The following is a 24,580-nucleotide window of genomic DNA, read 5'->3' on the forward strand; positions in this document are numbered from 1 at the left end:
TGTCATCCTCCTACATTTCACCATCATAATATGATAAGTTCTTTCGGTGAGTGGGTCAATCGTTTATTGCCTTCAGCTGTCAGGACAATATCATCCTCAATTCTCACGCCGCCGACATCTGGCAAGTAAATCCCCGGCTCAACTGTGACGACCATTCCCTCTTCTAAGACGACCTCTGATCGTGAGGAAAGGCCTGGCGCTTCATGTACTTCCATACCTAGCCCGTGTCCGGTTGAATGCCCGAAGTATTGACCATAGCCATACTTTTCAATGATGTCTCGTGTGATGCGATCAGCTTCTTTTCCTGTTAAGCCTGGCTTGATTCTATCCACACCAGCGTTTTCTGCTTCTAATACGATATGATAAATTTCCTTTAGCTTGTCGCTTGGTGTTCCGACAGCAATCGTTCTTGTCATATCAGAACAATAGCCTTTATAGTAAGCACCGAAATCGAGTGTCACTAAATCACCAGATTCAATCACCTTTTCACTCGCTCTTCCGTGAGGCAGGCTTGAACGAACACCTGAGGCCACTATCATATCGAATGAAGATCCTTCAGCACCTTCTTTTCTCATGAAAAATTCAAGCTCGTTCATGACAGCAATTTCCGTCAGGCCCGGCTTGATGTAAGTGAGAATATGATCAAAGGCGTGATCTGCAATCTTCGCAGCTTCCTCTAATATCTTAATCTCTTCACTAGACTTAATCAAGCGCAACTTTTCAACTGATTCAGAGACTGGAACAAGCTCTATACCGCCTGCTTTGGCTGCGTACTGCTGGTACGTGGCAAATGTCATATGGTTTTGTTCGAACCCAAGGCGTTTCACTCCAAATTCCTTTGCCGTTTGAGCAGCCGTTTCCACAATGTTTCCTTTATGTTCAATGATGTCATAGCCTTTGACTTGGTCCTTCGCTTGCTCTGTATAGCGGAAGTCCGTGATAAAAGCTGCCCGGTCCTTTGAAACGACAGCAAGACCGGCTGATCCGGTAAAACTGGTCATATACTGTAAATTAAAACTGCTTGTAATGACAAGGCCATCGATCTCTAATTCACTTAAAAGTGTTCTTAGTTTTTCAAGTTTCATGATACTGCTCCCCCTTCACTGACTAAATAACGAATCGCCAATTTATACCCTTCTAAGCCAAGCCCAACGATTTGCCCTTGGCATACTGGAGCAAGTACAGAATGATGACGGAATTCCTCTCTCTTATGAACATTTGAGATATGTACTTCAATGACTGATAAAGAAATACTTGCAATGGCATCTCTCAGCGCATAGCTGTAGTGGGTAAATGCACCCGGGTTAAACACGACACCATCGTACTGATCTTCTGCTTCATGGAGCGCATCAATCAAATCCCCTTCGTGATTTGATTGAAAGAACGTTAATTGGATGTTTGCTCGTTCTGCAAACTGGAACAAATCCGTCTCTAAATCTGTCAGCGTCTTACTTCCATAAACAGCAGGCTCTCTTTTGCCAAGCCTATTTAAATTGGGTCCATTTAGTACAAGAAAATGAGGCATATGACCACTCCTTCACCCTAATTCAATCTATATCGAGATCTGTTTCTTTTTCCTTAGAAACCTTTCGTTTCCAAAAATATTTTATCATATGAATAGGTGATTTACACTTTATTCTGTCTTTTTCCCGAGTGCCCTCGCAAGCTTCTGACTCGTCAATTCATTATATTCAAACGAAATGCTGTACCCGATAAACATGCCGTATAAAATATATAGGCAAAATGTCGTGACAATGGTGCTTTGCTGCAACTCTTGTACTTGCTTTACATCTGGGAAAATGGGATTAAATACGTAAAAAACGAGCAGCCATAAAAGCCCGCCATATACTAAACCCATCCAAAAGCCTTTGATCCTTTTTAAAAGCCCAAAATAAATAAAGGCGGCTCCAATCGATAAAATTCCTAACAGCACAATACTGATAAAAGTACCAAGTCCTCCCTTTTTCCATTCTCCAAGCACAAATGGCTGAAGCAGCATATTGGGACTCACCTCTGAAAAATGAAACACATGGGTCAGAAACCCGATAAAGCCCCAAAAAACACCGCCGACAAAGCCTGTAGCAGCCGCTCTTGCCACAAGTGAAGTCGTTTGCACGGACTGATTTTTTTCTTCTTGGTTTTTCTTTTCATCACGTTTCATTTGTGAACACCTCCAGCAAGTAGTATGTCCAAAATGTCATGAAAAAAAAGGATTTCCATGCGTGAGTGTAAAATTTTTAAAACAGGGTATACTGGCTAAAAAGAGGTAGATAGAATTCTAGTAGATAATCGACCTGTGAGCTAGTGATTTCCCCTCATTTCCTGTACAATAAAGGTATAAGGAAATGCATGTAAATTACAGGAAACAGGCAGGTTGATGAAATATGTCCAATCAAACAAAACCTCCAGCTTATGGAGGGCAGGCAGTTGTCGAAGGTGTCATGTTCGGTGGTAAGAAGAACTATGTGACAGCGATTCGGCGAAAGGACCAGTCCATTGAGTTTTTGAAGCTTCCCCGGACCTCCAATAAACGAACCGCCTTTCTCAAGAAAATCCCCTTTGTCAGGGGTGTTGCTGCACTTGTTGAAGCAAGCGCAAACGGCAGTAAGCACTTAAACTTCTCCAGTGAGCGATATGACTTAGATCCTTCTGAAGATCATACTCTTGAAAAGGAACAAAAAAGCTCGAAATTATCCATGATCTTCGGCATTGCTGTGATCGGAGTTCTCTCTCTACTCTTTAGTAAATTTGTCTTTACCCTGGTACCTGTCTTTTTAGCAGAGCTTGTGCGCCCCATTTTTTCAGGGAATTTCGCACAAATCGCAGTGGAAACATTCTTCAAATTGATCCTTTTATTAGGCTATATTTACTTTATTTCCATGACCCCTTTAATTAAAAGAGTATTTCAATATCATGGGGCAGAACATAAAGTCATAAACTGCTATGAACAGAACCTTGACATCACAGTGGAAAATGTCCAAAAGCAATCCCGCCTGCATTATCGATGCGGCAGCAGCTTTATTTTATTCACTGTCATTGTCGGGATGTTCGTCTATTTACTCGTACCGACAGATCCTTTATGGGTGAGAGTTCTGAACCGCTTGGCACTTATTCCGGTTGTTCTGGGCATTTCATTTGAAGTGCTTCAGCTCACGAACAAACTCCGAGAAGTGCCTGTGCTTAAAGTGCTTGGCTATCCTGGCCTTTGGCTGCAATTGCTCACAACAAAAGAACCTTCTGACGATCAAGTCGAGGTAGCCATTGCAAGTTTTAATGAACTTCTTCGTTTAGAGGAAGCGTCACTGAAACAAGCGTCAGATTCTGCTCATCAAGTGATCTAACTTATAAATCCGGTAAATTCCTTCGGAGGTGGACAGTTATGAATCGCCGAGTACATCCTGCTTTTACCATTATTTTCGCTTTAGGTGTTTTGGGGTTTGTGTACTTACTCACAACGAACCCAGGCAGACTTTTTACCATGCTGCTGTCTGTTGTGATCGTTGGAGCGGCTCTATTTTTCCTATTTAGATGGCTGATGAATCGAAGAACTGGAACAGAGGGTAATCTTTATCGTAAAGCAGTCAAACAATCAAAACGTCGCTACCAGCAGCCTAAGCCAAAAACGAAAAGCCAGATGAAAAATCGGGTCACTCATCTGCGAAGCGTGCCGACTGACCACAAGTCTAAGCCCGTCCTTCTCAAAAAGAAAAGCCAAACACATTTGACTGTGATTGAAGGCAAGAAAAACAAAAAGAAGAATCGCGCCTTATTTTAAAATGTCCAGCTTTTTAAAAATTGCTCGGCCTTCTGTCTGCCTAGATCGACGAGCGCCTTTTTCTTTTCTGTCATGAGTTGAAAATCAGTGGCAATGACGTGTTCTACAGGAATAAAAATAATATGACGTTCGTGTTTTGTGGCGATATGTCTTTCGTCATGAGCACCACGCATCGTTTCAAAAAGAGCGCCAAACAGTTCAAACGCATTGCGGATGGAGTGTTGAGGGCGTTCTTTTTCGTTTGGCGTTAATGTGACACCGACGAACGGTCTTTTTTTCTCTTCAGCAAACAGCCATATTGGAAAATTGCTCAGCACTCCTCCATCTACAATGGTACAAATGCCTTTTGATGACTTCAGTTTGACAGGTTCGAAAAAATACGGCAGGCTGCAGCTCATTCGAATAGCCCTCGCCACGGAAAACCGCTCTGGATTTAAGCCATATGAAGGAAGGTCGTCTGGCAGCACGAGGATTTTTCCATTCGTTAAATCGGACGCAACGATTTTCAGTGAATCTTTTTTGAGGTCTCCAAACACGGTGACCCCTTTTCGTTTTAGCACATCGGTCAGCCATTTTTCCAGCCGGTCTCCTTTATAAAGACCGAGACGCCAGTAAATGGATACCCACCTGAGCATTTTAAACGGGATGAATTGACATCTCCTATCAAGCAATTGATGCTCATCCATTTCATCTAAAAGCGTTCGAATTTCCTGGCTTGTAAAACCTGCTGCGATGAGTGAAGCAATGATTGCTCCAGCACTTGTACCAGCAAGACGGACAAATTGAAATCCTCTCGCTTCAAGCGCTTCATAGGCACCTGCAAGCGCTGCCCCCTTAATGCCTCCACCTGAGAACACACCATCTATCTTCATCAAGGAGCCCCCTTTGATTTCACGCTAATAATAGTGTAGGAGCTTTTGCTTTCAATTAGAACTTTAATCAAAAAGGACACCCATGCTGAGGGTGTCCTTTTTGATTAAGATTCTTGATTTGTTTGTTCGTTTTTCTTTTGAATCGCTTTCAGCTGAACAGATCGCTCATCGTTTTCTTCAAAAAATTGAACGAGATCGCCGATGCGGTCAATGCTGTTCCAGCTGAGATGATGTTCAATGCCTTCTACATCATCATAAATTTTCTCTTCATCTACACCAATGATTCTTAAAAATTGCTCTAGCAGTTCATGTCTGTATACGAGACGTTTTCCAATTTTTTTGCCTTTCGGGGTTAAAATTAGACCACGATACTTCTCATAAATGAGGTATTCATCTTTATCTAGCTTCTGAACCATTTTTGTTACAGAGGAGGGATGGACAGCGAGTGCTTCTGCAATATCAGAGACTCTGGCATATCCTTTATCTTCTATCAGCATATAAATTTGTTCAATGTAATCTTCCATACTAGGTGTAGTCATAAAACCCCTCCATAATGCACCTTTACTTAATAATCAACCCAATTCTACACCATCGTTCATTAAAAAACAAGGAGTGTCCATCGGCTTAACGCTTGTAATTCCAATCATCTGAGGCATATTTCGTTTTTGCGAGATGATGGACAAACGCTAATTCTTCATCTGTCAGCTCATAAGGTTCAAGCTCAATATTTAATCCTTTTTCAAACCCTCTTTTAAACGCAGCACGCGCATCGTCTATTGTACATGTTCGGTCTGAGATTTCATTGATGGCAACCGCTTTGTTTTTAAAGCTTCGCTGCATCCGCTCTCTCACCCGGTCGTTTGGATAAAGGAACAAATCGAACAATTTGTCCTCATCAAGATCAATTAAAATAGATCCATGCTGGAGGATGACACCTTTTTGTCTCGTCTGAGCACTGCCCGCTACCTTTCTGCCTTCTACAACAAGCTCGTACCAAGAAGGGGCATCAAAGCATACAGATGATCTTGGGTTCTTTAAGCTTTCCTTTTCTTTATCTGTACGAGGAATGGCAAAATACGCATCGAGTCCCAGCTCTTTAAAGCCCTCTAAAATGCCTTCTGAAATAACGCGGTACGCCTCTGTCACCGTCGCTGGCATTTCTGGATGTTCCTCTGACACAATCACGCTGTAGGTCAGCTCCTGGTCATGAAGTACTCCCCGTCCTCCGGTTGGTCTGCGGACAAATCCAAGACCATATCGCTTGACGGCTTCTAGGTTGATTTCTTTTTCAACGTTCTGAAAATACCCAACAGATAATGTCGCCGGATCCCATCCATAAAAGCGGATAACAGGCGGGATGAGCTTCTCACTATGCCAATAAAGCAAAGCTTCGTCCATTGCCATGTTAAAGGCAGGGTCTTGGTTTCCTGAATCAATGAAACACCATTTCTCTTTTTGCATATAAAATCCCTTCTCTTTTACGTAGTCAATGTTAGATGATGGTGGTGACCACCGGTTTTCTCTCTTCATCAGTCTATCAAATAGGGACGGAATTGAAAATAATTCTTACCATTTATGATGACAAGTTTCTTATGCTTTACTATAATAGTATTTGTCTAAAACGTACCATCAGACAGGCTACTGTGCTGATGCTCAAGAAGGAGTCGAGTTGTATTGTCAATATTCAACTATATCGTCCTCTCACTTTGTGGACTTTTCGTTCTTTATTCCATCGGCAGCTACATTTATCAGCAGCGCATTATGAAAACGCTGACGGAAGAAGAATTTATTAAAGGTTACCGCAAAGCCCAGCTCATTGATGTGAGAGAGCCAAATGAGTTTGAAGGCGGACATATTTTAGGGGCAAGAAATATCCCCCTTTCCCAGCTAAAGCAGCGTAAAAACGAAATACGTCCTGACAAGCCTGTTTATCTCTATTGTCAAAATAATTTTAGAAGCGGAAAAGCAGCCCAAACTTTACGTAAAAATGGCTGCCGTGAGATTTATAATTTAAAAGGCGGCTTTAAAAAATGGGGCGGCCGCATTAAAACGAAGAACTAACTAAAAAGACTCTGGGAGCATGATTCCCCCTGAGTCTTTTTTCTTTATTTTCTTTCAAAAACGAGAACTGGATTCCGTGCGGCCTTTGTTTCATCCATACGTTTGACAACCGTTGTATGCGGCGCTTCCTGCACCACTTCAGGATTCTCTTCTGCTTCTTTCGCTATCTGAATCATTGCTTCGATGAATGCATCAAGTGTTTCTTTTGATTCTGTTTCAGTCGGTTCAATCATGATACATTCCTCTACATTGAGCGGGAAGTAGATCGTTGGCGGATGATAGCCGAAATCAAGTAATCGTTTGGCAATATCCAGTGTCCGCACACCTAATTTTTTCTGACGTTTACCTGAAAGAACAAATTCATGCTTACAGTGACGATCAAACGGCAAATCATAATGAGCACTTAAGCGGCGCATCATATAGTTCGCATTTAACACGGCATTATCGGTTACAGCCTTTAAACCGTCTGGCCCCATAGAGCGGATGTACGCATAAGCTCTGACGTTAATGCCAAAGTTGCCATAGAATGGCTTCACGCGCCCAATTGATTCTGGACGGTCATGATCAAAGTAAAAACGGCCTTCCTTCTTCACAAGCACTGGCTTTGGCAAATAAGGAATTAATTCCTTTTTAACGCCAACAGGACCTGAGCCAGGACCTCCGCCTCCGTGCGGGCCTGTAAAGGTTTTATGAAGATTTAAGTGGACAACATCAAATCCCATATCTCCTGGTCTTGCTCTGCTTAAAACAGCGTTCAAGTTGGCTCCGTCATAATAAAGCTTACCGCCAGCTCCGTGAACGATTTCAGCCATTTCTAAAATATTTTCTTCAAAGAGGCCGAGTGTATTCGGGTTTGTAAGCATTAAAGCAGCTGTTTCTTCATTAACAACGCGGCGTAAATCTTCTAAATCAACAAGCCCGTTTTCGTCAGATGCGACGGTAATGGTTTCAAATCCAGCGACTGTCGCAGATGCCGGGTTCGTTCCATGAGCAGAATCAGGCACAATGACTTTTGTACGCTGATGATCTCCCCTTGCTTCATGATACGCACGGATCATCATGAGTCCCGTCCACTCGCCATGTGCTCCTGCCGCAGGCTGTAATGTCACAGCGTCCATTCCCGTAATTTCTTCAAGATGTTCACCTAGATCGTATAGTAATTCTAATGCACCTTGCACAGTGTCTGCCTCTTGTAGCGGATGAACCTGTGAGAACCCTGCAAGCCGTGCAACCTTTTCATTAATCTTTGGATTATATTTCATCGTGCATGAGCCAAGAGGATAAAATCCGGAATCGACCCCATGATTGCGTCTTGATAATGCTGTATAATGACGCATAATATCAAGCTCAGATACTTCAGGAAGCTCAGCTTCCTCATCACGGATGTACGTCTCATCAAATAAAGACGGGATCTCCTGTTCAGGTACATCTAAATCAGGCAGGCTGTACCCTATTCTTCCTTCTTTAGATAATTCAAAAATAAGCGGCTGATCTTGTTTATTCATGGCGATCCCCCAATTCCTTGATAAACGTATCAATTTCTTCTTTTGTTCTTAGCTCTGTCACGGCTACAAGCATGTGCTGCTGAAGCTCTGGGTAGTCTAGCCCCAAGTCGTAGCCGCCGATGATTCCTTTTTCAAGCAATCGTTTATTGGCTTCTTTCACAGGCTCCTGTAACTTGATCACAAATTCATTGAAATGAGCTCCTTCTACATCCGCCTGCAGTCCATATTTTTCTGCCTGCGTCTTGGCATAATGGGCTTTTTGCACGTTTTGATAGGCGATGTCTTTTATGCCTGTTTTCCCTAGTGCCGTCATGGCAACAGAAGCAGCTAATGCATTTAATGCTTGGTTTGAGCAAATATTTGACGTCGCTTTATCTCTTCGAATGTGCTGCTCACGCGCTTGAAGGGTCAGGACAAATCCACGAACACCATTTTCATCTTCTGTCTGCCCGACTAAACGACCTGGCACTTTTCTCATCAACTTTTTCGTCACGGCGAAATATCCGCAGTGAGGTCCGCCAAATGCAGCCGGGATGCCGAACGGCTGCGCATCACCAACGACAATATCTGCCCCGAGTTTTCCGGGAGGCGTCAATAGTCCGAGTGCGAGGGGATTGCTAGAGACAATGAACAGGCTTTTTCCTTTATGTGCAATGGGTTCAATGTCTTTTAACGGCTCGACTACACCAAAAAAGTTTGGATATTGCACGAGAACTGCTGCTGTATCATCGCAGACCGTCTTTTCCAATGCAGCTAGATCTGTCTGCCCTTTTTTCGCAGGCACTTCAACAACTTCAATGTTTTGTCCTTTGGCGTATGTTTTCAGCACCGCTCTTGATTCAGGGTGAACCGTTTCAGAAACAACCACTTTTTTCTTCTTTGTATGTCCCGCAGCGAGCATTGCCGCTTCAGCAAGTGCCGTCCCGCCATCATACATCGAGGAGTTGGCAATATCCATACCCGTCAGCTCAGCAATCATTGTTTGAAATTCAAAGATCGCTTGCAATTCACCTTGCGAAATCTCCGGCTGATAAGGTGTATACGCTGTATAAAATTCAGAGCGTGAGATCACATGATCGACAATGACAGGCTGGTAATGATCATATACACCTGCACCAAGAAACGATGCATAGGAAACTGTATCCTTATTCTTTGCAGCTAGTCGGGATAATTCCCTGACAAGCGCTGTTTCAGATGCGGCTTCTTTGATGTTGTATGCTCCTTTGAATCTAACTTTCTCTGGGATATCTGAAAAAAGCTCATCAATCGACTGAACGCCGATGACATCCAGCATTTCTTTTTGATCTTGCTCTGTTTGCGGCAAATACCTGTGCTTCATCCTCTATTCCCCCTCGTTATTTGGCTCTTTTATAAAATGGTGTTGCGACGATTTTGGCTTTTAGACGTTTTTTGCGAACTTGTACTTCCACCTCTGCCCCAAGCTCTGCCACTGAGGTTTCGATCAAAGCAAGCCCGACATTTTTCTTTAATGTTGGGGATTGAGTGCCCGTTGTCACAATCCCAACCTGCTTTTCTCCTGAAAAGACTGGATAATCTGTACGCGGTATCCCTTTATCGATCATTTCAATGCCGACAAGCTTTCGTTTCAGTCCCTCTTCTTTTTGTTTTTTAAGTGCAGCTTTTCCGATAAAATCAGCTTCTTTATCCGTTTTGACAGCAAAACCAATGCCGCCTTCTAATGGAGAGATATCCTTTGTCAGCTCCTGGCCGTAAAGCGGAAGTCTTGCTTCAAATCTCAAGGTGTCACGTGCACCGAGTCCGCATGGAATGAGTCCTTTTGGCTGCCCCGCTTCTAATAAAGCTGACCAAAGGTGGACCGCATCTTCTGACTGGCAGTAGATTTCAAAGCCGTCTTCACCTGTGTAGCCTGTTCTGGAAACGAGCACTTCTTTATTTGCGACCTCAGCTTTTGATAAAAACGTAAATGGCTTAAGCGATGTCACCTCTTCATCTGCCACCTCTTTGATGATGTCAGCTGCAAGAGGTCCTTGAAGCGCTAGCAAGGCGGTTTGATCAGAAATATTTTTGATCAATACATCATCCTTCTCTTCATGCTTCAATAGCCAATCCACGTCTTTATCGATATTTGATGCATTGATGACAAGTAAATAGTGATTCTTTTCTTTTTGGTAGACGAGCAGGTCATCTACCGTTCCGCCATCTTCATAACACATCGCTGTATATAGTGCCTTACCGTCAGTCAGCTTAGACACATCATTGGTTAATAACCTTTGTAAAAATGGAAGGGCATCTTGACCTTTGACGTCCACCTCACCCATGTGAGACACATCAAAAAGCCCTGCTTTTGTTCGAACAGCTTCATGTTCTTCTTTAATGGAAGAAAATTGGACAGGTAATTCCCAGCCCCCGAAGTCAATGGTTTTTGCGCCAAACGTTTCATACGCATGAAAAAGCGGTGTTCGTTTCAACATCAATCGTTTCCCCCTTTTTTCTTACAGTGCAAATGCAAGCTGAATTTTCAGAAAAAAATCACAGCAAAAAAGGACAGAGCGCTCCCTTTTATCAAAAAGAAGTCTCTGTCCTTGCACCTGAAAGTTTACAGCACAATATCCTTGTGCGTTTTCCCCTTTGGTGGTTTGCTAAAACCCTTAAGCAAACACTCTCCAGAGTTGCGTCCGGTAAGAGTACTTTTGCCTGAGAGATTCACTGAATCATTCAGCTTGCTCCTTCGGCGCCTGCCAGTGCAAAATAACCGCCAAGTCTCTCCCCATACCATCATCCGCTCATATTTTTCACATTTATTGGACATACTATCAAAATGGGTGACTTATTTTCTAGATCACTTATCAACATCCTACCATTAGAAATGGATGAAGAGCAACAGAAAAATCATTAACATTTTTAAAACAACCTTTCGATATCGTTCGCTTTTATTCATATATCTAGTCTTTTAGAGACCTCTTAAAAAATGAAGCGTTTAAAAACAGAACAATTTTATCAGACCCTAGTAGAAAGAAAGGCAGGCGACCACATTGAATATTCAAACGATTTTTGATCAGGAATGGGCAAATGAATTTCAGCAGCGGCTTTCAGCAGACGGCCCCTGGGCGAACTGGGACATGTATCGTTTAGCGACGCAGGTTCAAAAAGTCACAGCCATTGATTCATTCGAGGGGCTGCAAGCTCCCGCGCACCTGCCTGCATTCACACCTTTAAAGCACCAGCTCGAAGTAGCCAGAAGAGTCGTAGAAGAAATGAATGGGAAAGCCATTCTAGCAGATGAAGTGGGACTTGGAAAAACCGTAGAAGCAGGACTCATTATCAAAGAATACATGATTCGTGGACTTGCCAAAAAGATTCTCATTCTCGTTCCCGCCTCCCTTGTGTCTCAGTGGGTACAGGAGCTGCGGACGAAATTTTATATTGATGCTGTTGAACAAAAAAAGAGCTATGTGTGGGAGCAGTGTGACGTTGTCGTTTCCTCCATTGACACAGCCAAAAGACAGCCGCATCGAGACACAATTTTATCGATTGCCTACGATATGGTCATTATCGATGAAGCACACAAACTGAAAAACAATAAAACGAAAAACTATGAATTTGTGAGAAACCTGAATAAGAAGTTCTGCCTGCTGCTGACAGCGACACCTATTCAAAACCGGATCGGAGAAATATTTAATCTCGTTTCCCTTCTGAAGCCAGGCCACCTAGGAAATGAACATCAATTTAAAGATCTCTTTGCCAAAAAGGACTTGCAGCTTGAAGACCATGACCGATTAAAACAGCTCGTCAATAAAGTGATGATTCGAAACCGAAGACAAGACACAGGCATCGAGTGGACAAAACGGCATGTCAAAACGATTTCCATTGATTTCTCTCCGACAGAACAAGCATTGTATGATGAAATCTGCAAGCTGAAAGAGAATCCGTCTTATACAAAGCATATGTTTTCCATTATGACCTTGGAACGAGAATGCTGTTCAAGCCGTGAAGCAGTTTATATGACGATTAAAAAAATGCAGGAAGAAGAAAAGCATATTCTCGGATCTTCTGCTATAACGCAAATCATGGAGAAAATCAATCAAGTGGAGCAAAACTCAAAGGCGCTTGAAGTGGTCAAACTCATTCAGCAGTTAAATGAGAAGGTCATTATTTTCACCGAATACCGCGCCACACAAATTTATTTACAGTGGTTTTTACAGCAAAATGGCATCAGCTCTGTGCCATTTCGGGGCGGCTTTAAGCGGGGCAAAAAAGATTGGATGAAAGATTTATTCAGAGAACGGGCGCAAGTGTTAATTGCGACAGAAGCTGGCGGCGAAGGGATCAACCTTCAGTTTTGTAACCAAATCATCAACTACGACCTCCCGTGGAACCCGATGCGTTTAGAACAGAGAATTGGACGTATCCACCGCCTTGGCCAAGAGCGGGATGTGCACATTTACAATATGTCAACAAACGGAACAGTTGAAGAGCATATTTTAAAGCTTTTATATGAGAAAATTCAGCTGTTTGAAAACGTCATAGGCGATTTAGATGATATTTTAACGAGAATTGATATTGAAGATGTCGAAACAAAGTTGCATCAAATCCTCTTCCAGCATGAATCAGGCGGAGACATGAAAAAGAAATTAACCCAGTTTGCTTCTTATTTAACTGAAGCACAAACACCACTTTTAGAAAAAAGACAGCAGGGCTCATAAAGGAGAGTTGATCAATGGAGCAGCATGACATTCACACCTTTCTTCTCCGTTTTTTCAAGGCGAATCAATGCAGCATATTAGAAGAAAGTGCAGGACATATGACCGTACAGCTGACAATCGAAATGGATAAATTAATTATGAACCGTCCTTTTTATTGGCACTGGCTTGAAAAAACTGGCGGTGTACCTGAACCGCGGCAATTGACATTCATCACAGATCAAAAAAAAGCGGGTGATACGACCAGTGGTGAATTTATCCATTTCGGCTCCCCACGGTTATTTCAAATATTTGAGGCGGTCAAAGAGCAGGGCCGTTTTATCCGGCTTTATGAACGAGTCAGCCCGCTCACGAACAACCAGATCGCCCTTGAGCCATGGCTTGGTCTCAATGTAAAAATCTCTTATCTGGCAGACCGGAAGAAGGATAAGCTTTTATCATTAGGCCTTCATCTCATTCGCGGAGAAGTCATTGAACAATTTCAAGAGAAGCTGGAAGCTCGTGAGCTGTCATCTCAAATTCCCGATTATTGCTTTACGATGAGTACAATGATTAAGCCAGAAAGCGGAATCAAACGGCTCTACAGCCTCATGGAGCGTTATGCCCATGAAGAGCCAGATGACTGGGCAGTGCGAGCCGTTCAAAAATGGAAGGAAGACTCCGAACTTTTAAACCAATTTTATGAAGGGACTTCAGACACATCTGTAGAATATGAAATAGAAAGACAAGCACTTAAAACTTTATATGAACCAAAAATCAGTCTTACGATTGAAAATGGCGGACTTTTTTACTTACAGCAAAAAAGAGGAGGTTGACTCATGGTCCCCCTCCCCTTTTATGTGACATACAATTTTCGATCAGTCTAAAGCTAAGTTTGTCTGTTTGTATTGGGCGGAAACATGACGCAAGCAATCTATGAGGTCTTACCACCTATGTCTTTCCATTTCATGCGTTAAGTGCCTGAAATACATGATTCAGTATTTTAGGAGGGTATTTGTATGGAAAAGAAAACGAACAAATTAGACAGTGAATGGATTCAATTATTACGCGAAGCTCGCAAGGCAGGACTAACAGTTGAAGAAGTCCGTCATTTCCTCAAATCAAATGAAAAGTCCTCTGAGTCTCCCCCTCTGGTAAGAAGTCATTCTATCAAACCTTTCTGAATGTGCTATAATATCGAAAGGAAGGTGATGACATTGATTGGCCAGCGTATTAAACAATACCGCAATGAAAAAGGCTACTCACTATCAGAACTGGCCGAAAAGGCTGGGGTAGCGAAGTCTTATTTAAGCTCAATAGAAAGAAACTTGCAAACAAACCCCTCCATTCAATTTCTTGAAAAAGTCTCCGCTGTTCTGGACGTCTCGGTTCATACACTTTTAAACGAAAAAGATGAAACCGAATACGATGGTCAATTAGATAGTGAATGGGAAAAACTAGTTCGAGATGCAATGACATCAGGGGTTTCGAAAAAGCAATTTCGTGAATTTTTAGATTATCAAATCTGGAGAAAAAAGCAAGAAGAGGAGTAAAGCGCACGTTTTAGCGCATACTCCTCCAATTGCTATGCAGACCTTGATATCAGCCTAAAGACTGGCTTTATTTTTTATCTTCGCTGTGTGCTTTTTCGTTTTCTTTCACGTAGCCTTTTTCATCCGTATGCTTTTTTGGATTGATCGTTAAACCATTCCACTGAGTCGCTTCGAAGGAAAGATCAATTTGAATCGCATCGCCTTGGTATTTATTTTGGATATAGTGACCAGCTTTATCCTTCGTCTGGTCATTGATAAATTCAATGATCATTTCCACTTTATCGTAATCAAACGGATTCTTTGGAATGCCGTCATACTCTGGAGCCACTGTTCCATCAACAGTTGCTACATTAATTTTCCCACTTTCATGTAAAAACTTCTCATCGACGGCATGACGAAGCTTTTCAAATGCGGTCTGATCCTGTTTTGACGTTAATTGATGCAAGTCAAGCAGGTTTGCATGGTCTAAAATAATATTTTTCGGATAACCATTTCCACCTTCGGCTCCAACCGTAAGAACACTCACCTGAAACTGGCTGAGAAATTCTTCAGCTGTATTTTTACCGCCATTCTTCGCGGAAGATCCATCTGTAAACTGGCTATAATCAAGACTCATCAGCACTTGGTTTATCGCTAATGATCCCTTATTATCAAAATGAAATTCTTTCTTGATCCGATCACCAGGTTTTAAGTTCGCAAGGTTGATGGCGCCGGAGTTCTCTTTAGCAGATAAATCCAGCTCTCCTGTTGAGTAGACCGCGTTTGCCTTTTCAATATCATTAAACGCCGCCCATGTTCCCCCGCCAATTAATGCAAGACCTAAAGCCCCTGATAATACACCTAAACGAATTGATTTCTTCATTGCCATGAATAATAAACCCCCTAATTTATTGTTTTATTGAAACCTGATTAGGTTACAAACGATTTAAGCTTGTTCCTCTTTCATATGTACATCAGCCGTGTGTCTACGATGTTTCGCTGCGCCCACAAAATGAATGGTTGAATAAACGAGCAGCATGACACCTGGTATGATAAGGAGTAAAGCAGTTCCAGCAGATGTCCCTGCATACGAAAGAAGCTTACCCGCATAAGGAATGTTCACTCCCATATACTGCGCAGTTACCTGATCCGCTTTTACCAGCGTGCCGTCCTGATACATATTGTTGTCACCCTTCGTCTCAAACGCTTTATATGCACCCTTTCCCTTCACCCCAACAATTCGGTGGGTCACAAAGGACTGATCCTGCTTTGTTTGAAACGTAATAATATCTCCTTTTTTGAGCGTCTCAGGTGAGGCGACCTGTTTTACGACAATCAGTGACCCAGCTGAAAATTCTGGTTCCATCGAACCTGATAATACTTGCTTTAATTGATAACCGAAGATCTGAGGTTCTCCTCCTGTTGTTCTTGATGACAACACGACAATAATAGAGGCTATCATCACCGTGAACACCATCACATAAAGAATACTCCCAGACATCTTCATCCATTTTTTCATAACCCCTTCTCCCCTTCGCCTATCATTTTTTCACTTTAAAAGACAGCTCCATTCAGGACGCCTTTTCTTGACACTTTGAGAGCACCATCGGTTTAGACCAAAAGTACGCCTGATCAGATGCGCCAAACCCTTTAGGATAATAGATTTTAAATGCATAGCTTCCATTTGTTTTTGCTTTATCTGTCGTGACAGTCGCTGTTTCTTGCGACAACAGGGACTTTATGGAGCCCTTTTCAAGAATATGACCATCTTGTAATGGCTTCTGATCATTTCCTATTTTATGTAATTCCCACTTCCATTCAGAGTACGCAATAGGCTGTCCACTATTTTTTAGTGTCATGCTCAGTTTTTGAGGTGCGCAGACTGTTCCTTCGATCATCGTTTGATCGATAAGCTCCAATTGACTTAGGTCCCATTTTTTAGGCTGACAATGCTGATCTGTCTGTTCAAAATTTTCACATGTTTTCATGACAAAGTTTTTGTGCTCGACATCGTTAAAAGAAGCATTCGTTGGTGTCATGATGGAAGACGTCAAAATCAAACAAATGGCACAAAAGAGTACAAAGAGCGACTGTTTCATTCATTCCTTCAACTCCTTGAACTTTTGTTCTTTAAAAAGAACGATTATATACAGTATAAGGAAATACCTATAAAACCCAAAACGTCAAATTAGTCCATTTTGTTCTTAAACAAGAACCATTACGAGAAAATTCTCCCATTTTCTCATTTTTTCACCATATTCAATATTTTTTTGTGTGACATTTGTACTTCTTAAAACTTACATAAAAATGTAGGATTTGGTCAGGATATGAAGAGGTGAGGTGATGTTACAGTGCAATATGGAAAAATCATAATCATGCTCAGTTTACTGCTGAGTCCTATGATGCTAGAGTTCAAACCCGTTGATGCGAGAGGTTTGACTGCCGCCGCAGATCAATGGGAAACGCGGGCAGTTAAAGAAGCAAAAAAAAGATACCCGCTAACGCAAGTATTATTTAAACAAAAAGTATGGGACCGCCACCGCGATAAGGAATCTGTGAAGCAGTATCATATTACCTTAAAAGACCATACAAAGGAATTTGGGGTGTTTGTCACCATTTCCTATAATCCTTACTCAAATAAGGTGAATAAAGTGATTGTTGTGGAGGAATACAGCTAAAACGGCATAGAAAAACCGCCTGCTGGGCGGCTTTTTACTTTCGTCTATGGCGCTGGCGTTTTTTAAGCATCATGGATAAGCCAAACGGCAGAACCCCAAATAAACGCTGTGAAAACGGCGGTTTCGTTTCTATTTTTTCTTGTTTGTGTTCCTTCCGTTCGTCACGTGGTGTATTCATATATTTAATGATTTCCTGCGTCATATATTTTACATAGTCATTTGTTTTCAAGCACTTTCACCTCTTCTTCCTTCAAGTCTTACCAGGAAGAGGATGATTTTATACACTGGCTAATCAGGATTTGCCCATATCATGATTTCACCGGTCTTCCAATCCAGCATCAGTTCACGCTCATCGGATAAACCATCTTTTGTATTCACCTTCACCAAAACAAGGACAAGTTTTTTCTTAAGATCGCATTTCATCCGCTTCAGTGTCACACGGCCTTCTTCAGTATCAATATGGGTTTTCTGTTTCGCACAAATACGTTCTACTGTGCTGGCAGCTTCACTCACACCCACCCTAAAAAGCTGCTGTTTTTTATAAAAAGAAATCGTCAGCTCTGCACTTTTCAGTTCTTTTTGAAACCCCATTGTTATCGACCCTAGGATCAAGAGAAAAAATAAAATCGCCGCAAGTACATGCGGATAGATAAACCCTTCCTCTCTTTTCACGATTTACGAACCACTCCTTTATATGTGAAAAAAACGGCTTCATACACTTTACCAGATCCATCTGTGACTTTTAGAATCGCTCTATGCTGACTCGTTCTCACGTGAAATTGTTTCACCTTATGCAATAAAGGAAGATGTCCAGCTTGATCCGTTCGTTTTCGAAGCATCTCTTGGTATGGCTCAATCGTTACCACTCGCCCTTGATCGGAAATATACTCTAACACTTTTCCTCCTTTCACTGATTTCACAGCATCGGCACGACTTAATTCCTCATCTAATTGCAGGACAGTCTGTTTCCACTCCATTTGGGAAAATCCGTTGATGTCTTCAAATGGACGAGCTTTCTCAGCTGCTGAAAAGATCAGCCCACAGCCAAAAGAAAGAAATAGAAATAGCTGCAGCTGCCACAAAGCTTGTAAAAGGATAAAAGCTTTGTCATCGCTCCACATGCCGAAAGCATATGGTCTCTTTTTTTTGTACTTTGTATGAAACACATCCCTTCTGTTTACGCCAATTGAAAACATATATGATCTCGCCTCTCTTCTTTTTGATGGAAGATGTTGTCCCATTTATGAACGCTTCATTCATCTGTTCATGTAAAACCTGATATGCATCAAGCTTGGCTCTCACTTCCTTTTTCCCCATCATGAGTTTTTCATAGGCTGGCATGAGCACTAGGGCAGCAAATAGAAAGAGATGACAGGCAAACAGCGTCTCAAACGTACTAAATCCTCTATTGTTTTTGAACATGAATTCGCCCGCTTCCTAAATAAATCGTCAGTTTATACGATTGACTGCCAAATTCGACAATGAGAGATCCACCGCTGCTTGGATGTCCCTTTGCATTAAAATAGATACCTTGCGAGAATGTAGAAGTTTTGATGCTGCCCTTTTTATGCTGATAAGAAGCAATGACTTCGTTACTCTTTTGATCTATTACCTGATAAGATACATGCGGCGGATGAATCCCAACATGTACACGTGTTTTTTTGATAAATGCAGTATATGATGCCAATTGAAGATCTTGTTTCATGAGGTTTACTTGTCTTTTGGCTTCAGCGCTCTCTATTATATTTGGGATTTTCCCTCCCATAATCGACAATACAATCGATAAAACAAGTAAGACCATCAGCTGTTCAATCAGGGTAAAACCCTTCTCATGTAAAAATAATTTATTCATGCTTCACATTGCCGTTTTGAATGACAATCGCTTTTCCATTAGGACAAGTTAATCCTTTTTTGACATAACCTTCTTTTTCTAATTCAGCTAAAGATGGCGTCTTCCCATCATGCTCCAATTCATATGCCATCACTTGTGTGCTGACCATTGATTTAAGCCCTTCACAGCCCTTTGCCTGAATAGCTTGGTGATGACGTGTAATATTCGGTATGGTAATGAGTAAAAGAATGGATATTACAAGCATGACTATTAACATTTCTAACAGGGTAAATCCTTTATCATTCATGACTCTGTCCTCCTTCTTACACTTGCTCCATTAGTTGATACATTGGTAAAAGAATAGATAAATACACGATGAGTATAAGAAGTGCTGTTACCCCATAAATAACCGGCTGCAGCCAAGAAATCCATTTTTCAATTTTTAGCTCTGCATTCTCTAATAGAAATTGGCTGTACGTGTACATTTCTCTCGCAAGCATTCCGCTGGCTTCACCATGCTTGATGATGGCTGCAAAATGTTTTTCGAAAAAAGGAGACACGCTTACTTGATGGGCCATGCTTTCTCCTTTTCTTAACTCTTCCATCATTTGTTCACCTATTTCTTGAAGAAAAGGCAGGTAGCTTTGCTGTTTAAAAGCTTGCAAACCTTCGTACATCGATAACCCAGCCTGAAGCAGTCCGCTGAGCTGAAGAGAAAAAAGGTACGTATGCATCAGCTGCATCCCTTTATATAAAAAAGGCAGCTTGCTCATCACCCTCATTTTCTCAAGGGTCGACTTTTTCCTAAAAAAAACAGCATAATATCCAATAAGACAGATACACAGACAACTAGTGATGAGCAGAAAAGCATGAAGGAATTGAAATAGTCCAAACATCCCTTGAATCAGCCAAGACATGCGGGTATCCATCGATGAGTACAAAACAGAAAATTGAGGAATGATCATTTGCTGAACGAGTACCAGCACGACCAAAACCGTGAAGATGAGGAAAAGCGGGTAACGTAACATACGTTTAAACGTGTCTAACTGTTTGATTTTTTTCTCTAAAAAACGGGCGCTTTGTTCTAAAGCACGGGCTAGACTGCCATGCTTCTCAGAAAAACATAGTATAGCGATGACTTCCCTCTGAAAATGGAGTCTCTCCAGCACTACATAAAAAGGCTCGCCTTCGTGCAGCCACTGAATACCTAGCTTTAATTGCTGCCGCTGTTGTTTTGATAACTGGATATTCACCATCACTAATGCCTCAATCAATGTATATCCAGCCTGAATTAATTGAGCCAGTTTTGATAGGCATTCAGCTTGATCCTTTTTAGACCATACTTTAGAGGCTCGCTTCTTCATAAACCCAGCGATGGTAAGTGTTTTTTGATAAATAGCCGAGTGCCACTCCTTTACGAATTAATCTTTGCAGTGTTTCATATGACGAGTGAGCATATTCTCCTTTAGCCTCCTTGATACACTCACCAAGCTCTTTTCCGAACAGCAGCTCAAATACATTTGTTCGTCTGATCGGTCGATTTAATTTACAGTAAAGCTGACATCTCTCTCCGCAAAAAGGACAGGTGAGCTCGATTAATCGCTGGGCAGCAATCGCAACCATTGTTTGTTCAAGTTCATTCATCGTCACACCAAATTCAAGCATACGGTAAAGGGCTCCTTTTGCATTTTTTGCATGGAGCGTACTCAATACTAAATGGCCTGTCAGTGCTGCTCTAATCGCCGTTCTGGCCGTTTCAGCATCTCTTATTTCTCCTAGCACAATCACATCTGGATCATGTCTTAAAATAGCGCGTAATCCAGCGGCATACGTGATGCCGGCTTTTTCATTCACTTGAACCTGCAGCACTTCTTCATTCCTTGTTTCGACAGGATCTTCAAGGGTAATAATATTTCGGTTAAAATTCTTTTTTGCAAACTGAATCAATGAATATAGTGTTGTTGTTTTCCCTGAATTTGTTGGCCCAGTAAATAAAATGAGTCCATGCGAGTGGTTTAAAAAGGATAATAATCTGGCTGAGGCTTTCGGAAATAATGATAGATGTTTTATTTTCGGAACATGATCCTGCGGTAAAATTCTAATCACTAAGCTCTCATCATTCACTGTCGGCAAGGTAGACATCCGAATAAACACTTGACCGTTTCTTAGCATCACAGCTAGTGAGCCATTTTGCGGCCTCCTTTTTTCCCCGATATCCATAGAAGATAAAAACTTAAAATGTGCAATAAGCCTCTCTCCGCTTTTTTTATCAATGGTTCGCTGCTGGATTAAATCTGAATCAACACGAAATGACACCGAAGCTTCCTTTTCTTTTGGCACAATATGCACATCAGAAGCCCTCATGCGGCATGCTTCTTCTAGCAGCTCTTGCCTTAAATATTCAATCCCATACAAGTGGATCACTCCTTTCTCTGATCACATTGTAGAATGGCGGAACGTGAATGACAAAAGAGCAATTTATGATTTTCATGACTAAACAATGATGAAAACCCTCAACTCACGATGCATTACATCATTTTTTAGAAAAGAGCATATAAAAAAACCTGACTTTTACAAGTACAGGTTTTTTGGTCATGATGTGGCTTCTTGCGGCTGCTCTTCAAAGATACGAAATCCTCTTTTTTCTAACGCTTTTGCAAGGCTATGCTCAGTATTTACTTTTGAGAAATCAATGCCCAGTTTCACTACAGTTTGAGCGATCTCTGGGCGGATGCCTGAAATAATCGTCTCAATTCCTAGCAGCTTCGCACTATCGACCACTTTAAACAGCTGATAAGCCACCATCGTATCAACAACGGGAACACCAGAAATATCAATAAATAAGTGTGTTAGACGCAGTCTTGAAGCCTGTTCTAGTACGGACTCCAGAATGATTTTGGCCCGGTACGTATCGATTTCCCCAATCAGCGGCAAAATCCCAATTTCCTTTGATACTGGAATAACTGGGGCACTTAGCTCTTGAATCATTTCTCTTTGTGCATTCAGCTGACTAAGTGTCACGCGGTCATATTCTTCTGATAAACGCTCAATCATGTCATCAAATGTGGCGTGAAAGTGCTGATTCCACTGACACACATCTTGCAGCGTCACTTCAAGCTCTGTTTCTTGGGTGAATGTCTCAATTCTCGAACAGAAAATGTGGCGGAAAATCTTAAACTGTCCAATGATTTCATATAACGGCACCTCGTGCACTGCTCGATCACGTGCAATATCAACAGACCACTTTTTCAAATGGTTTTCTACTTTGTCAGACAGTGTCACAAGCGTGGCTGCAATGGTTTGAATAAACGCTGTGTTCTGTTCCTTCAGCTTCTTTTCCGTTTCCTCTGAAGCATGTTTAGAATATAATGAGCCTTCTTCTGTTCTTGTTTTTAGCCATTCTTCGGTCATGACAGGGGCTTCTTTTAGGATAAATTCGTATAATTGCTTTGATTTTTCATTTTTCATTTATTTCTTTCGCTCCTTTTTCACTAAAACTCGTGACATACAACTTTTATGTATAAATGACCGCAGATGGTGAACAATAACATTACACGTTTGATATTGGGCTATAGCCAAGTGGTAAGGCAATGGACTTTGACTCCGTGATCGTTGGTTCGAACCCAGCTAGCCCAGTTCAGCACAAAAACGAAGACGGCTGAAGCTTGTTTCAGCTGATCTTCGTTTTTTATTAGGATACCGATTGATGAATCGCTTTCTTCTTTGATATTTTCATGAGTTCTCCGGGATTATAGCCGACCACTAATTTATTCCCATCAATGATGATTGGTCTCCGGAGCAGCTTTGGTTTTTCAATGAGAAGCTGTAAGACCTCGTTTACTTTTAAGTCATTAATATTTAAATTTAAGCTTTTAAAAGCCTGACTTCGTGTGGCTAAAATTTCATCCATTCCCTCTGTTGTTAAAGAAAGAATCTTTTTTAATTCATCTAGTGTTGGCGTTTCTCTGAAAAGGTGACGCTCTTTAAAATCAATTTGATTCGCCTTTAACCAATGTTTTGTTTTGCGGCAAGACGTGCAGCTCGGGTATGAATAAAAAGTAATGTCACTCATTAGTCTTCCTCCTTAGGTCGTTAACCTTTTCTCTTATGGAGTAAGTACCCTCATGTTTTTCGGCATAAACACTTTTTCATCATTTTTTCAAAAAAATTTTTTCTGCATTCAAAATAAATTGTTCACATGATGTCAAAAATGTAAATGTTTACATAACAAGTGATGATCAGCTATAATATGAATCAAAGGGGTTTTTAAGGGGAGGGAAAGAAATGAATCGCATGTTCCGCGTTCTTGGCTTTTGGACGGGTATTTTTGCTGTCATGTTCTATTTAGGACATATGAAAGATGCATCGCTGCTATTCTTCGGTCAAACCGTTCTTTTTGTATTTTTATCCTACTTGAATTTATCCGAAAGAATGTATATTTACATTTTCGGAGCGTACTTGACGATTTTCTTTGCCGGATTTACATATTATTCGATTTTCATCATGGTTCCCGGTACCGGACATTAATTGAAAAAAGCATCTCTATAAAAAGAGATGCTTTTTTTCATACGTTTAAAGAGAAAATCCATTAATAAACGGATTTTGCTCCTGCTCCGTCAGCACAGTCGTTTCCCCGCCATGTCCGCTTAAAACAAGAGTTGGTTCTGGCAATGACAATAATTTTTGATGGATTGATTGTAGCAGCACTTCCTGACTGCCGCCTACTAAATCTGTTCTCCCGATGCCGCCTTCAAATAGCGTGTCACCAGAAATAACAAAGCCCTCTTCCGCCGAATAGTAAGACACACTGCCTGGTGAATGCCCTGGTGTATGGAACATTTCTAATGTAAACGACCCAATTTGAAGCGTTCCTTCTGACGTAATCAATTTTTCAGCTTCTTTGACCGTAATTCCATTCCCAATCAATCGAGCTGAACCGTTTAATTCAGCGTTCGTGAGCCATTCTTTTTCATTTTCGTGTACATACAGCGGCACTCCCCACTCTTCGCGCACCTCATCTGCCGCGCCAATATGATCAAAATGAGCATGTGTCAATAAGACAGCAAGCGGTGTAAGCTGTTTTTCTTTTACATAGGAAATCAGCTTTTGCGCTTCACCGCCTGGATCAAAAATTAAGCATTCTCCCTGCTCATTTTTCCAAATATATGCGTTCGCTTGTACATAGCCTAGTGGCATTCTTCTCCAATTCATTTTCATCACCTACTTTATTCATTCTTTTTTATTATGAAGGCTATTCAATAAAAATTCAAACAATCGTCAACTGGAATCTACTCGACAAGCTTTATGAAAACGGTTAAAATGAAAAGAAAGGAAATCAAGGGGATTGATGACAAAGGGGGACTTTCACATGATGCTCGTCATTATTTTTGGTCTAGTCACGATTTTAGCTGCGCTCGGCATCTATCGCTCACTAAAAAAAGTGAACGTACTTGCCATCGCTTTTGCAGGCGCTACATTTTTGGTTTTTGGATGGTTCACTGTCATGACCATCATCTATAGCGGTTATCCAACCGCACATTAAAAGCCTGCTTATAGCAGGCTTTCAGACTGTTGACAAAGGGCTAAAATGATCTTGATTTTAGCCCTTTGTCTTCTTTTCAGCGTGATAGAAAACCTTTGCAGCCCTAGGAAGGGCGAGTACCGG

Annotated in this window: 33 protein-coding genes, 1 tRNA gene and 1 riboswitch; of the genes, 11 read left to right on the plus strand and 23 right to left on the minus strand. The window is 41.5% G+C overall.

Annotated features, from left to right (window positions below):
• Positions 1–23: 23 nt before the first annotated feature.
• From NSS65_RS11490 to NSS65_RS11500, 3 genes are all read right to left on the minus strand, one after another.
• A complete protein-coding gene (locus NSS65_RS11490; protein WP_111926465.1) occupies positions 24–1,085 on the minus strand; it encodes a Xaa-Pro peptidase family protein in 1,062 nt (353 codons plus the stop codon).
• On the minus strand, positions 1,082–1,525 hold the full coding sequence (gene aroQ / locus NSS65_RS11495) for a type II 3-dehydroquinate dehydratase (RefSeq protein ID WP_034280247.1): 444 nt from the start codon (positions 1,523–1,525) through the stop codon (positions 1,082–1,084). Before aroQ ends, NSS65_RS11490 begins: the two co-directional genes overlap by 4 nt.
• Before the next feature lie 108 nt (positions 1,526–1,633).
• Entirely contained in the window at positions 1,634–2,161 is a 528-nt protein-coding gene (locus tag NSS65_RS11500) for a YqhR family membrane protein (protein WP_101676877.1), read from the minus strand.
• Between the two features lie 223 nt (positions 2,162–2,384).
• Here NSS65_RS11500 and NSS65_RS11505 point away from each other — a divergent pair, with 223 nt between their 5' ends.
• Positions 2,385–3,341 carry a DUF1385 domain-containing protein gene (locus tag NSS65_RS11505; protein WP_101676876.1) on the plus strand — a complete coding sequence of 319 codons (957 nt, stop codon included), beginning with the start codon at positions 2,385–2,387 and terminating at the stop codon, positions 3,339–3,341.
• A 38-nt stretch (positions 3,342–3,379) separates the two neighbouring features.
• Positions 3,380–3,775: an SA1362 family protein gene (locus NSS65_RS11510; protein ID WP_034280242.1), complete on the plus strand. Its 396-nt coding sequence runs from the start codon at positions 3,380–3,382 to the stop codon at positions 3,773–3,775.
• Here the strand turns inward: NSS65_RS11510 and NSS65_RS11515 are convergent.
• The 3 genes from NSS65_RS11515 to NSS65_RS11525 form a co-directional block, all read right to left on the minus strand.
• A complete protein-coding gene (locus NSS65_RS11515; protein ID WP_024422960.1) occupies positions 3,772–4,647 on the minus strand; it encodes a patatin-like phospholipase family protein in 876 nt (291 codons plus the stop codon). The genes NSS65_RS11510 and NSS65_RS11515 overlap by 4 nt on opposite strands.
• 104 nt (positions 4,648–4,751) lie before the next feature.
• Entirely contained in the window at positions 4,752–5,186 is a 435-nt protein-coding gene (mntR, locus tag NSS65_RS11520) for a transcriptional regulator MntR (RefSeq protein ID WP_024422961.1), read from the minus strand.
• Between the two features lie 85 nt (positions 5,187–5,271).
• Positions 5,272–6,108 (minus strand): biotin/lipoate A/B protein ligase family protein, encoded by an 837-nt coding sequence (locus NSS65_RS11525; RefSeq protein ID WP_034280239.1) that lies wholly within the window; start codon positions 6,106–6,108, stop codon positions 5,272–5,274.
• 219 nt (positions 6,109–6,327) lie between these two features.
• Here NSS65_RS11525 and NSS65_RS11530 point away from each other — a divergent pair, with 219 nt between their 5' ends.
• Positions 6,328–6,708: a rhodanese-like domain-containing protein gene (locus tag NSS65_RS11530; protein ID WP_024422963.1), complete on the plus strand. Its 381-nt coding sequence runs from the start codon at positions 6,328–6,330 to the stop codon at positions 6,706–6,708.
• 44 nt (positions 6,709–6,752) lie between these two features.
• On the opposite strand, the gene gcvPB is transcribed toward NSS65_RS11530, so the two are convergent.
• Genes gcvPB through gcvT form a run of 3 tightly spaced genes read right to left on the minus strand, consistent with a single transcriptional unit; the run spans position 6,753 to position 10,666 of the window.
• Positions 6,753–8,213 (minus strand): aminomethyl-transferring glycine dehydrogenase subunit GcvPB, encoded by a 1,461-nt coding sequence (gcvPB, locus tag NSS65_RS11535; protein ID WP_034280236.1) that lies wholly within the window; start codon positions 8,211–8,213, stop codon positions 6,753–6,755.
• Entirely contained in the window at positions 8,206–9,552 is a 1,347-nt protein-coding gene (gene gcvPA / locus NSS65_RS11540) for an aminomethyl-transferring glycine dehydrogenase subunit GcvPA (protein ID WP_065214637.1), read from the minus strand. The genes gcvPB and gcvPA overlap by 8 nt, the downstream gene beginning before the upstream one ends.
• A 16-nt stretch (positions 9,553–9,568) precedes the next feature.
• Positions 9,569–10,666: a glycine cleavage system aminomethyltransferase GcvT gene (gcvT, locus tag NSS65_RS11545; RefSeq protein ID WP_101676874.1), complete on the minus strand. Its 1,098-nt coding sequence runs from the start codon at positions 10,664–10,666 to the stop codon at positions 9,569–9,571.
• Positions 10,667–10,867: 201 nt separating this feature from the next.
• Positions 10,868–10,974: riboswitch (glycine riboswitch) on the minus strand.
• A gap of 253 nt (positions 10,975–11,227) precedes the next feature.
• Between gcvT and NSS65_RS11550 the strand changes: the two genes are divergently transcribed.
• The 4 genes from NSS65_RS11550 (at position 11,228) to sinR (ending at position 14,427) form a co-directional block, all read left to right on the plus strand.
• Positions 11,228–12,898 (plus strand): SNF2-related protein, encoded by a 1,671-nt coding sequence (locus NSS65_RS11550; protein ID WP_034280230.1) that lies wholly within the window; start codon positions 11,228–11,230, stop codon positions 12,896–12,898.
• A 14-nt stretch (positions 12,899–12,912) separates the two neighbouring features.
• Positions 12,913–13,710: a YqhG family protein gene (locus tag NSS65_RS11555; protein ID WP_034280228.1), complete on the plus strand. Its 798-nt coding sequence runs from the start codon at positions 12,913–12,915 to the stop codon at positions 13,708–13,710.
• A gap of 183 nt (positions 13,711–13,893) precedes the next feature.
• Positions 13,894–14,058 (plus strand): anti-repressor SinI family protein, encoded by a 165-nt coding sequence (locus NSS65_RS11560; protein WP_075623492.1) that lies wholly within the window; start codon positions 13,894–13,896, stop codon positions 14,056–14,058.
• A gap of 33 nt (positions 14,059–14,091) precedes the next feature.
• Entirely contained in the window at positions 14,092–14,427 is a 336-nt protein-coding gene (gene sinR, locus NSS65_RS11565) for a transcriptional regulator SinR (RefSeq protein WP_024422969.1), read from the plus strand.
• 67 nt (positions 14,428–14,494) lie between these two features.
• On the opposite strand, the gene NSS65_RS11570 is transcribed toward sinR, so the two are convergent.
• From NSS65_RS11570 to tapA, 3 genes are read right to left on the minus strand one after another with little or no spacing between them, the layout of a single operon-like run.
• Positions 14,495–15,295 carry a TasA family protein gene (locus tag NSS65_RS11570; protein ID WP_034280222.1) on the minus strand — a complete coding sequence of 267 codons (801 nt, stop codon included), beginning with the start codon at positions 15,293–15,295 and terminating at the stop codon, positions 14,495–14,497.
• Positions 15,296–15,352: 57 nt separating this feature from the next.
• Positions 15,353–15,925 (minus strand): signal peptidase I, encoded by a 573-nt coding sequence (locus tag NSS65_RS11575; protein WP_034280218.1) that lies wholly within the window; start codon positions 15,923–15,925, stop codon positions 15,353–15,355.
• Between the two features lie 52 nt (positions 15,926–15,977).
• A complete protein-coding gene (gene tapA, locus NSS65_RS11580; RefSeq protein ID WP_144496218.1) occupies positions 15,978–16,505 on the minus strand; it encodes an amyloid fiber anchoring/assembly protein TapA in 528 nt (175 codons plus the stop codon).
• Between the two features lie 300 nt (positions 16,506–16,805).
• On the opposite strand from tapA, the gene NSS65_RS11585 reads away from it, so the two are divergent.
• Positions 16,806–17,084: a DUF3889 domain-containing protein gene (locus NSS65_RS11585; protein ID WP_061109527.1), complete on the plus strand. Its 279-nt coding sequence runs from the start codon at positions 16,806–16,808 to the stop codon at positions 17,082–17,084.
• 34 nt (positions 17,085–17,118) lie between these two features.
• Here the strand turns inward: NSS65_RS11585 and NSS65_RS11590 are convergent, their stop codons facing one another.
• From NSS65_RS11590 to NSS65_RS11630, 9 genes are all read right to left on the minus strand, one after another.
• Complete coding sequence (locus tag NSS65_RS11590; protein WP_024422974.1) at positions 17,119–17,313, minus strand: YqzE family protein; 195 nt, start codon at positions 17,311–17,313, stop codon at positions 17,119–17,121.
• A 59-nt stretch (positions 17,314–17,372) separates the two neighbouring features.
• Entirely contained in the window at positions 17,373–17,756 is a 384-nt protein-coding gene (gene comGG, locus NSS65_RS11595) for a competence type IV pilus minor pilin ComGG (RefSeq protein ID WP_144496219.1), read from the minus strand.
• On the minus strand, positions 17,753–18,280 hold the full coding sequence (comGF, locus tag NSS65_RS11600; RefSeq protein ID WP_326134811.1) for a competence type IV pilus minor pilin ComGF: 528 nt from the start codon (positions 18,278–18,280) through the stop codon (positions 17,753–17,755). The genes comGG and comGF overlap by 4 nt, the downstream gene beginning before the upstream one ends.
• Positions 18,192–18,506 (minus strand): competence type IV pilus minor pilin ComGE, encoded by a 315-nt coding sequence (gene comGE, locus NSS65_RS11605; RefSeq protein WP_264315972.1) that lies wholly within the window; start codon positions 18,504–18,506, stop codon positions 18,192–18,194. The genes comGF and comGE overlap by 89 nt, the downstream gene beginning before the upstream one ends.
• Positions 18,490–18,936, minus strand: a complete 447-nt coding sequence (gene comGD / locus NSS65_RS11610; RefSeq protein WP_326134812.1) for a competence type IV pilus minor pilin ComGD — start codon at positions 18,934–18,936, stop codon at positions 18,490–18,492. The genes comGE and comGD overlap by 17 nt, the downstream gene beginning before the upstream one ends.
• Positions 18,929–19,222: a competence type IV pilus major pilin ComGC gene (comGC, locus tag NSS65_RS11615; RefSeq protein WP_024422977.1), complete on the minus strand. Its 294-nt coding sequence runs from the start codon at positions 19,220–19,222 to the stop codon at positions 18,929–18,931. Before comGC ends, comGD begins: the two co-directional genes overlap by 8 nt.
• A 16-nt stretch (positions 19,223–19,238) precedes the next feature.
• On the minus strand, positions 19,239–20,279 hold the full coding sequence (gene comGB / locus NSS65_RS11620) for a competence type IV pilus assembly protein ComGB (protein WP_070326500.1): 1,041 nt from the start codon (positions 20,277–20,279) through the stop codon (positions 19,239–19,241).
• The gene (gene comGA, locus NSS65_RS11625; protein ID WP_041117979.1) at positions 20,260–21,330 is read right to left on the minus strand and encodes a competence type IV pilus ATPase ComGA; all 1,071 of its coding nucleotides are present in this window, start codon (positions 21,328–21,330) and stop codon (positions 20,260–20,262) included. Before comGA ends, comGB begins: the two co-directional genes overlap by 20 nt.
• A gap of 177 nt (positions 21,331–21,507) precedes the next feature.
• Positions 21,508–22,383: an STAS domain-containing protein gene (locus NSS65_RS11630; protein ID WP_024422979.1), complete on the minus strand. Its 876-nt coding sequence runs from the start codon at positions 22,381–22,383 to the stop codon at positions 21,508–21,510.
• Positions 22,384–22,480: 97 nt separating this feature from the next.
• Here NSS65_RS11630 and NSS65_RS11635 point away from each other — a divergent pair.
• Positions 22,481–22,551: transfer RNA gene (locus NSS65_RS11635), tRNA-Gln, on the plus strand.
• A gap of 55 nt (positions 22,552–22,606) precedes the next feature.
• On the opposite strand, the gene NSS65_RS11640 is transcribed toward NSS65_RS11635, so the two are convergent.
• Positions 22,607–22,987, minus strand: coding sequence for a Spx/MgsR family RNA polymerase-binding regulatory protein (locus NSS65_RS11640; RefSeq protein WP_007501232.1), 381 nt, complete (start codon positions 22,985–22,987; stop codon positions 22,607–22,609).
• Positions 22,988–23,199: 212 nt separating this feature from the next.
• Here NSS65_RS11640 and NSS65_RS11645 point away from each other — a divergent pair, with 212 nt between their 5' ends.
• Positions 23,200–23,442, plus strand: coding sequence for a DUF2626 domain-containing protein (locus NSS65_RS11645; protein WP_003217440.1), 243 nt, complete (start codon positions 23,200–23,202; stop codon positions 23,440–23,442).
• Positions 23,443–23,487: 45 nt separating this feature from the next.
• Here the strand turns inward: NSS65_RS11645 and NSS65_RS11650 are convergent, their stop codons facing one another.
• The gene (locus tag NSS65_RS11650; protein WP_326134813.1) at positions 23,488–24,126 is read right to left on the minus strand and encodes an MBL fold metallo-hydrolase; all 639 of its coding nucleotides are present in this window, start codon (positions 24,124–24,126) and stop codon (positions 23,488–23,490) included.
• Between the two features lie 157 nt (positions 24,127–24,283).
• Between NSS65_RS11650 and NSS65_RS11655 the strand changes: the two genes are divergently transcribed.
• Entirely contained in the window at positions 24,284–24,457 is a 174-nt protein-coding gene (locus NSS65_RS11655; RefSeq protein WP_003217333.1) for a DUF2759 domain-containing protein, read from the plus strand.
• The last annotated feature ends 123 nt before the right edge of the window (positions 24,458–24,580 follow it).

The organism is Bacillus sp. FSL K6-1006 (assembly GCF_038593175.1).
GTDB classification, from domain to species: Bacteria; Bacillota; Bacilli; order Bacillales; family Bacillaceae; genus Bacillus; species Bacillus safensis.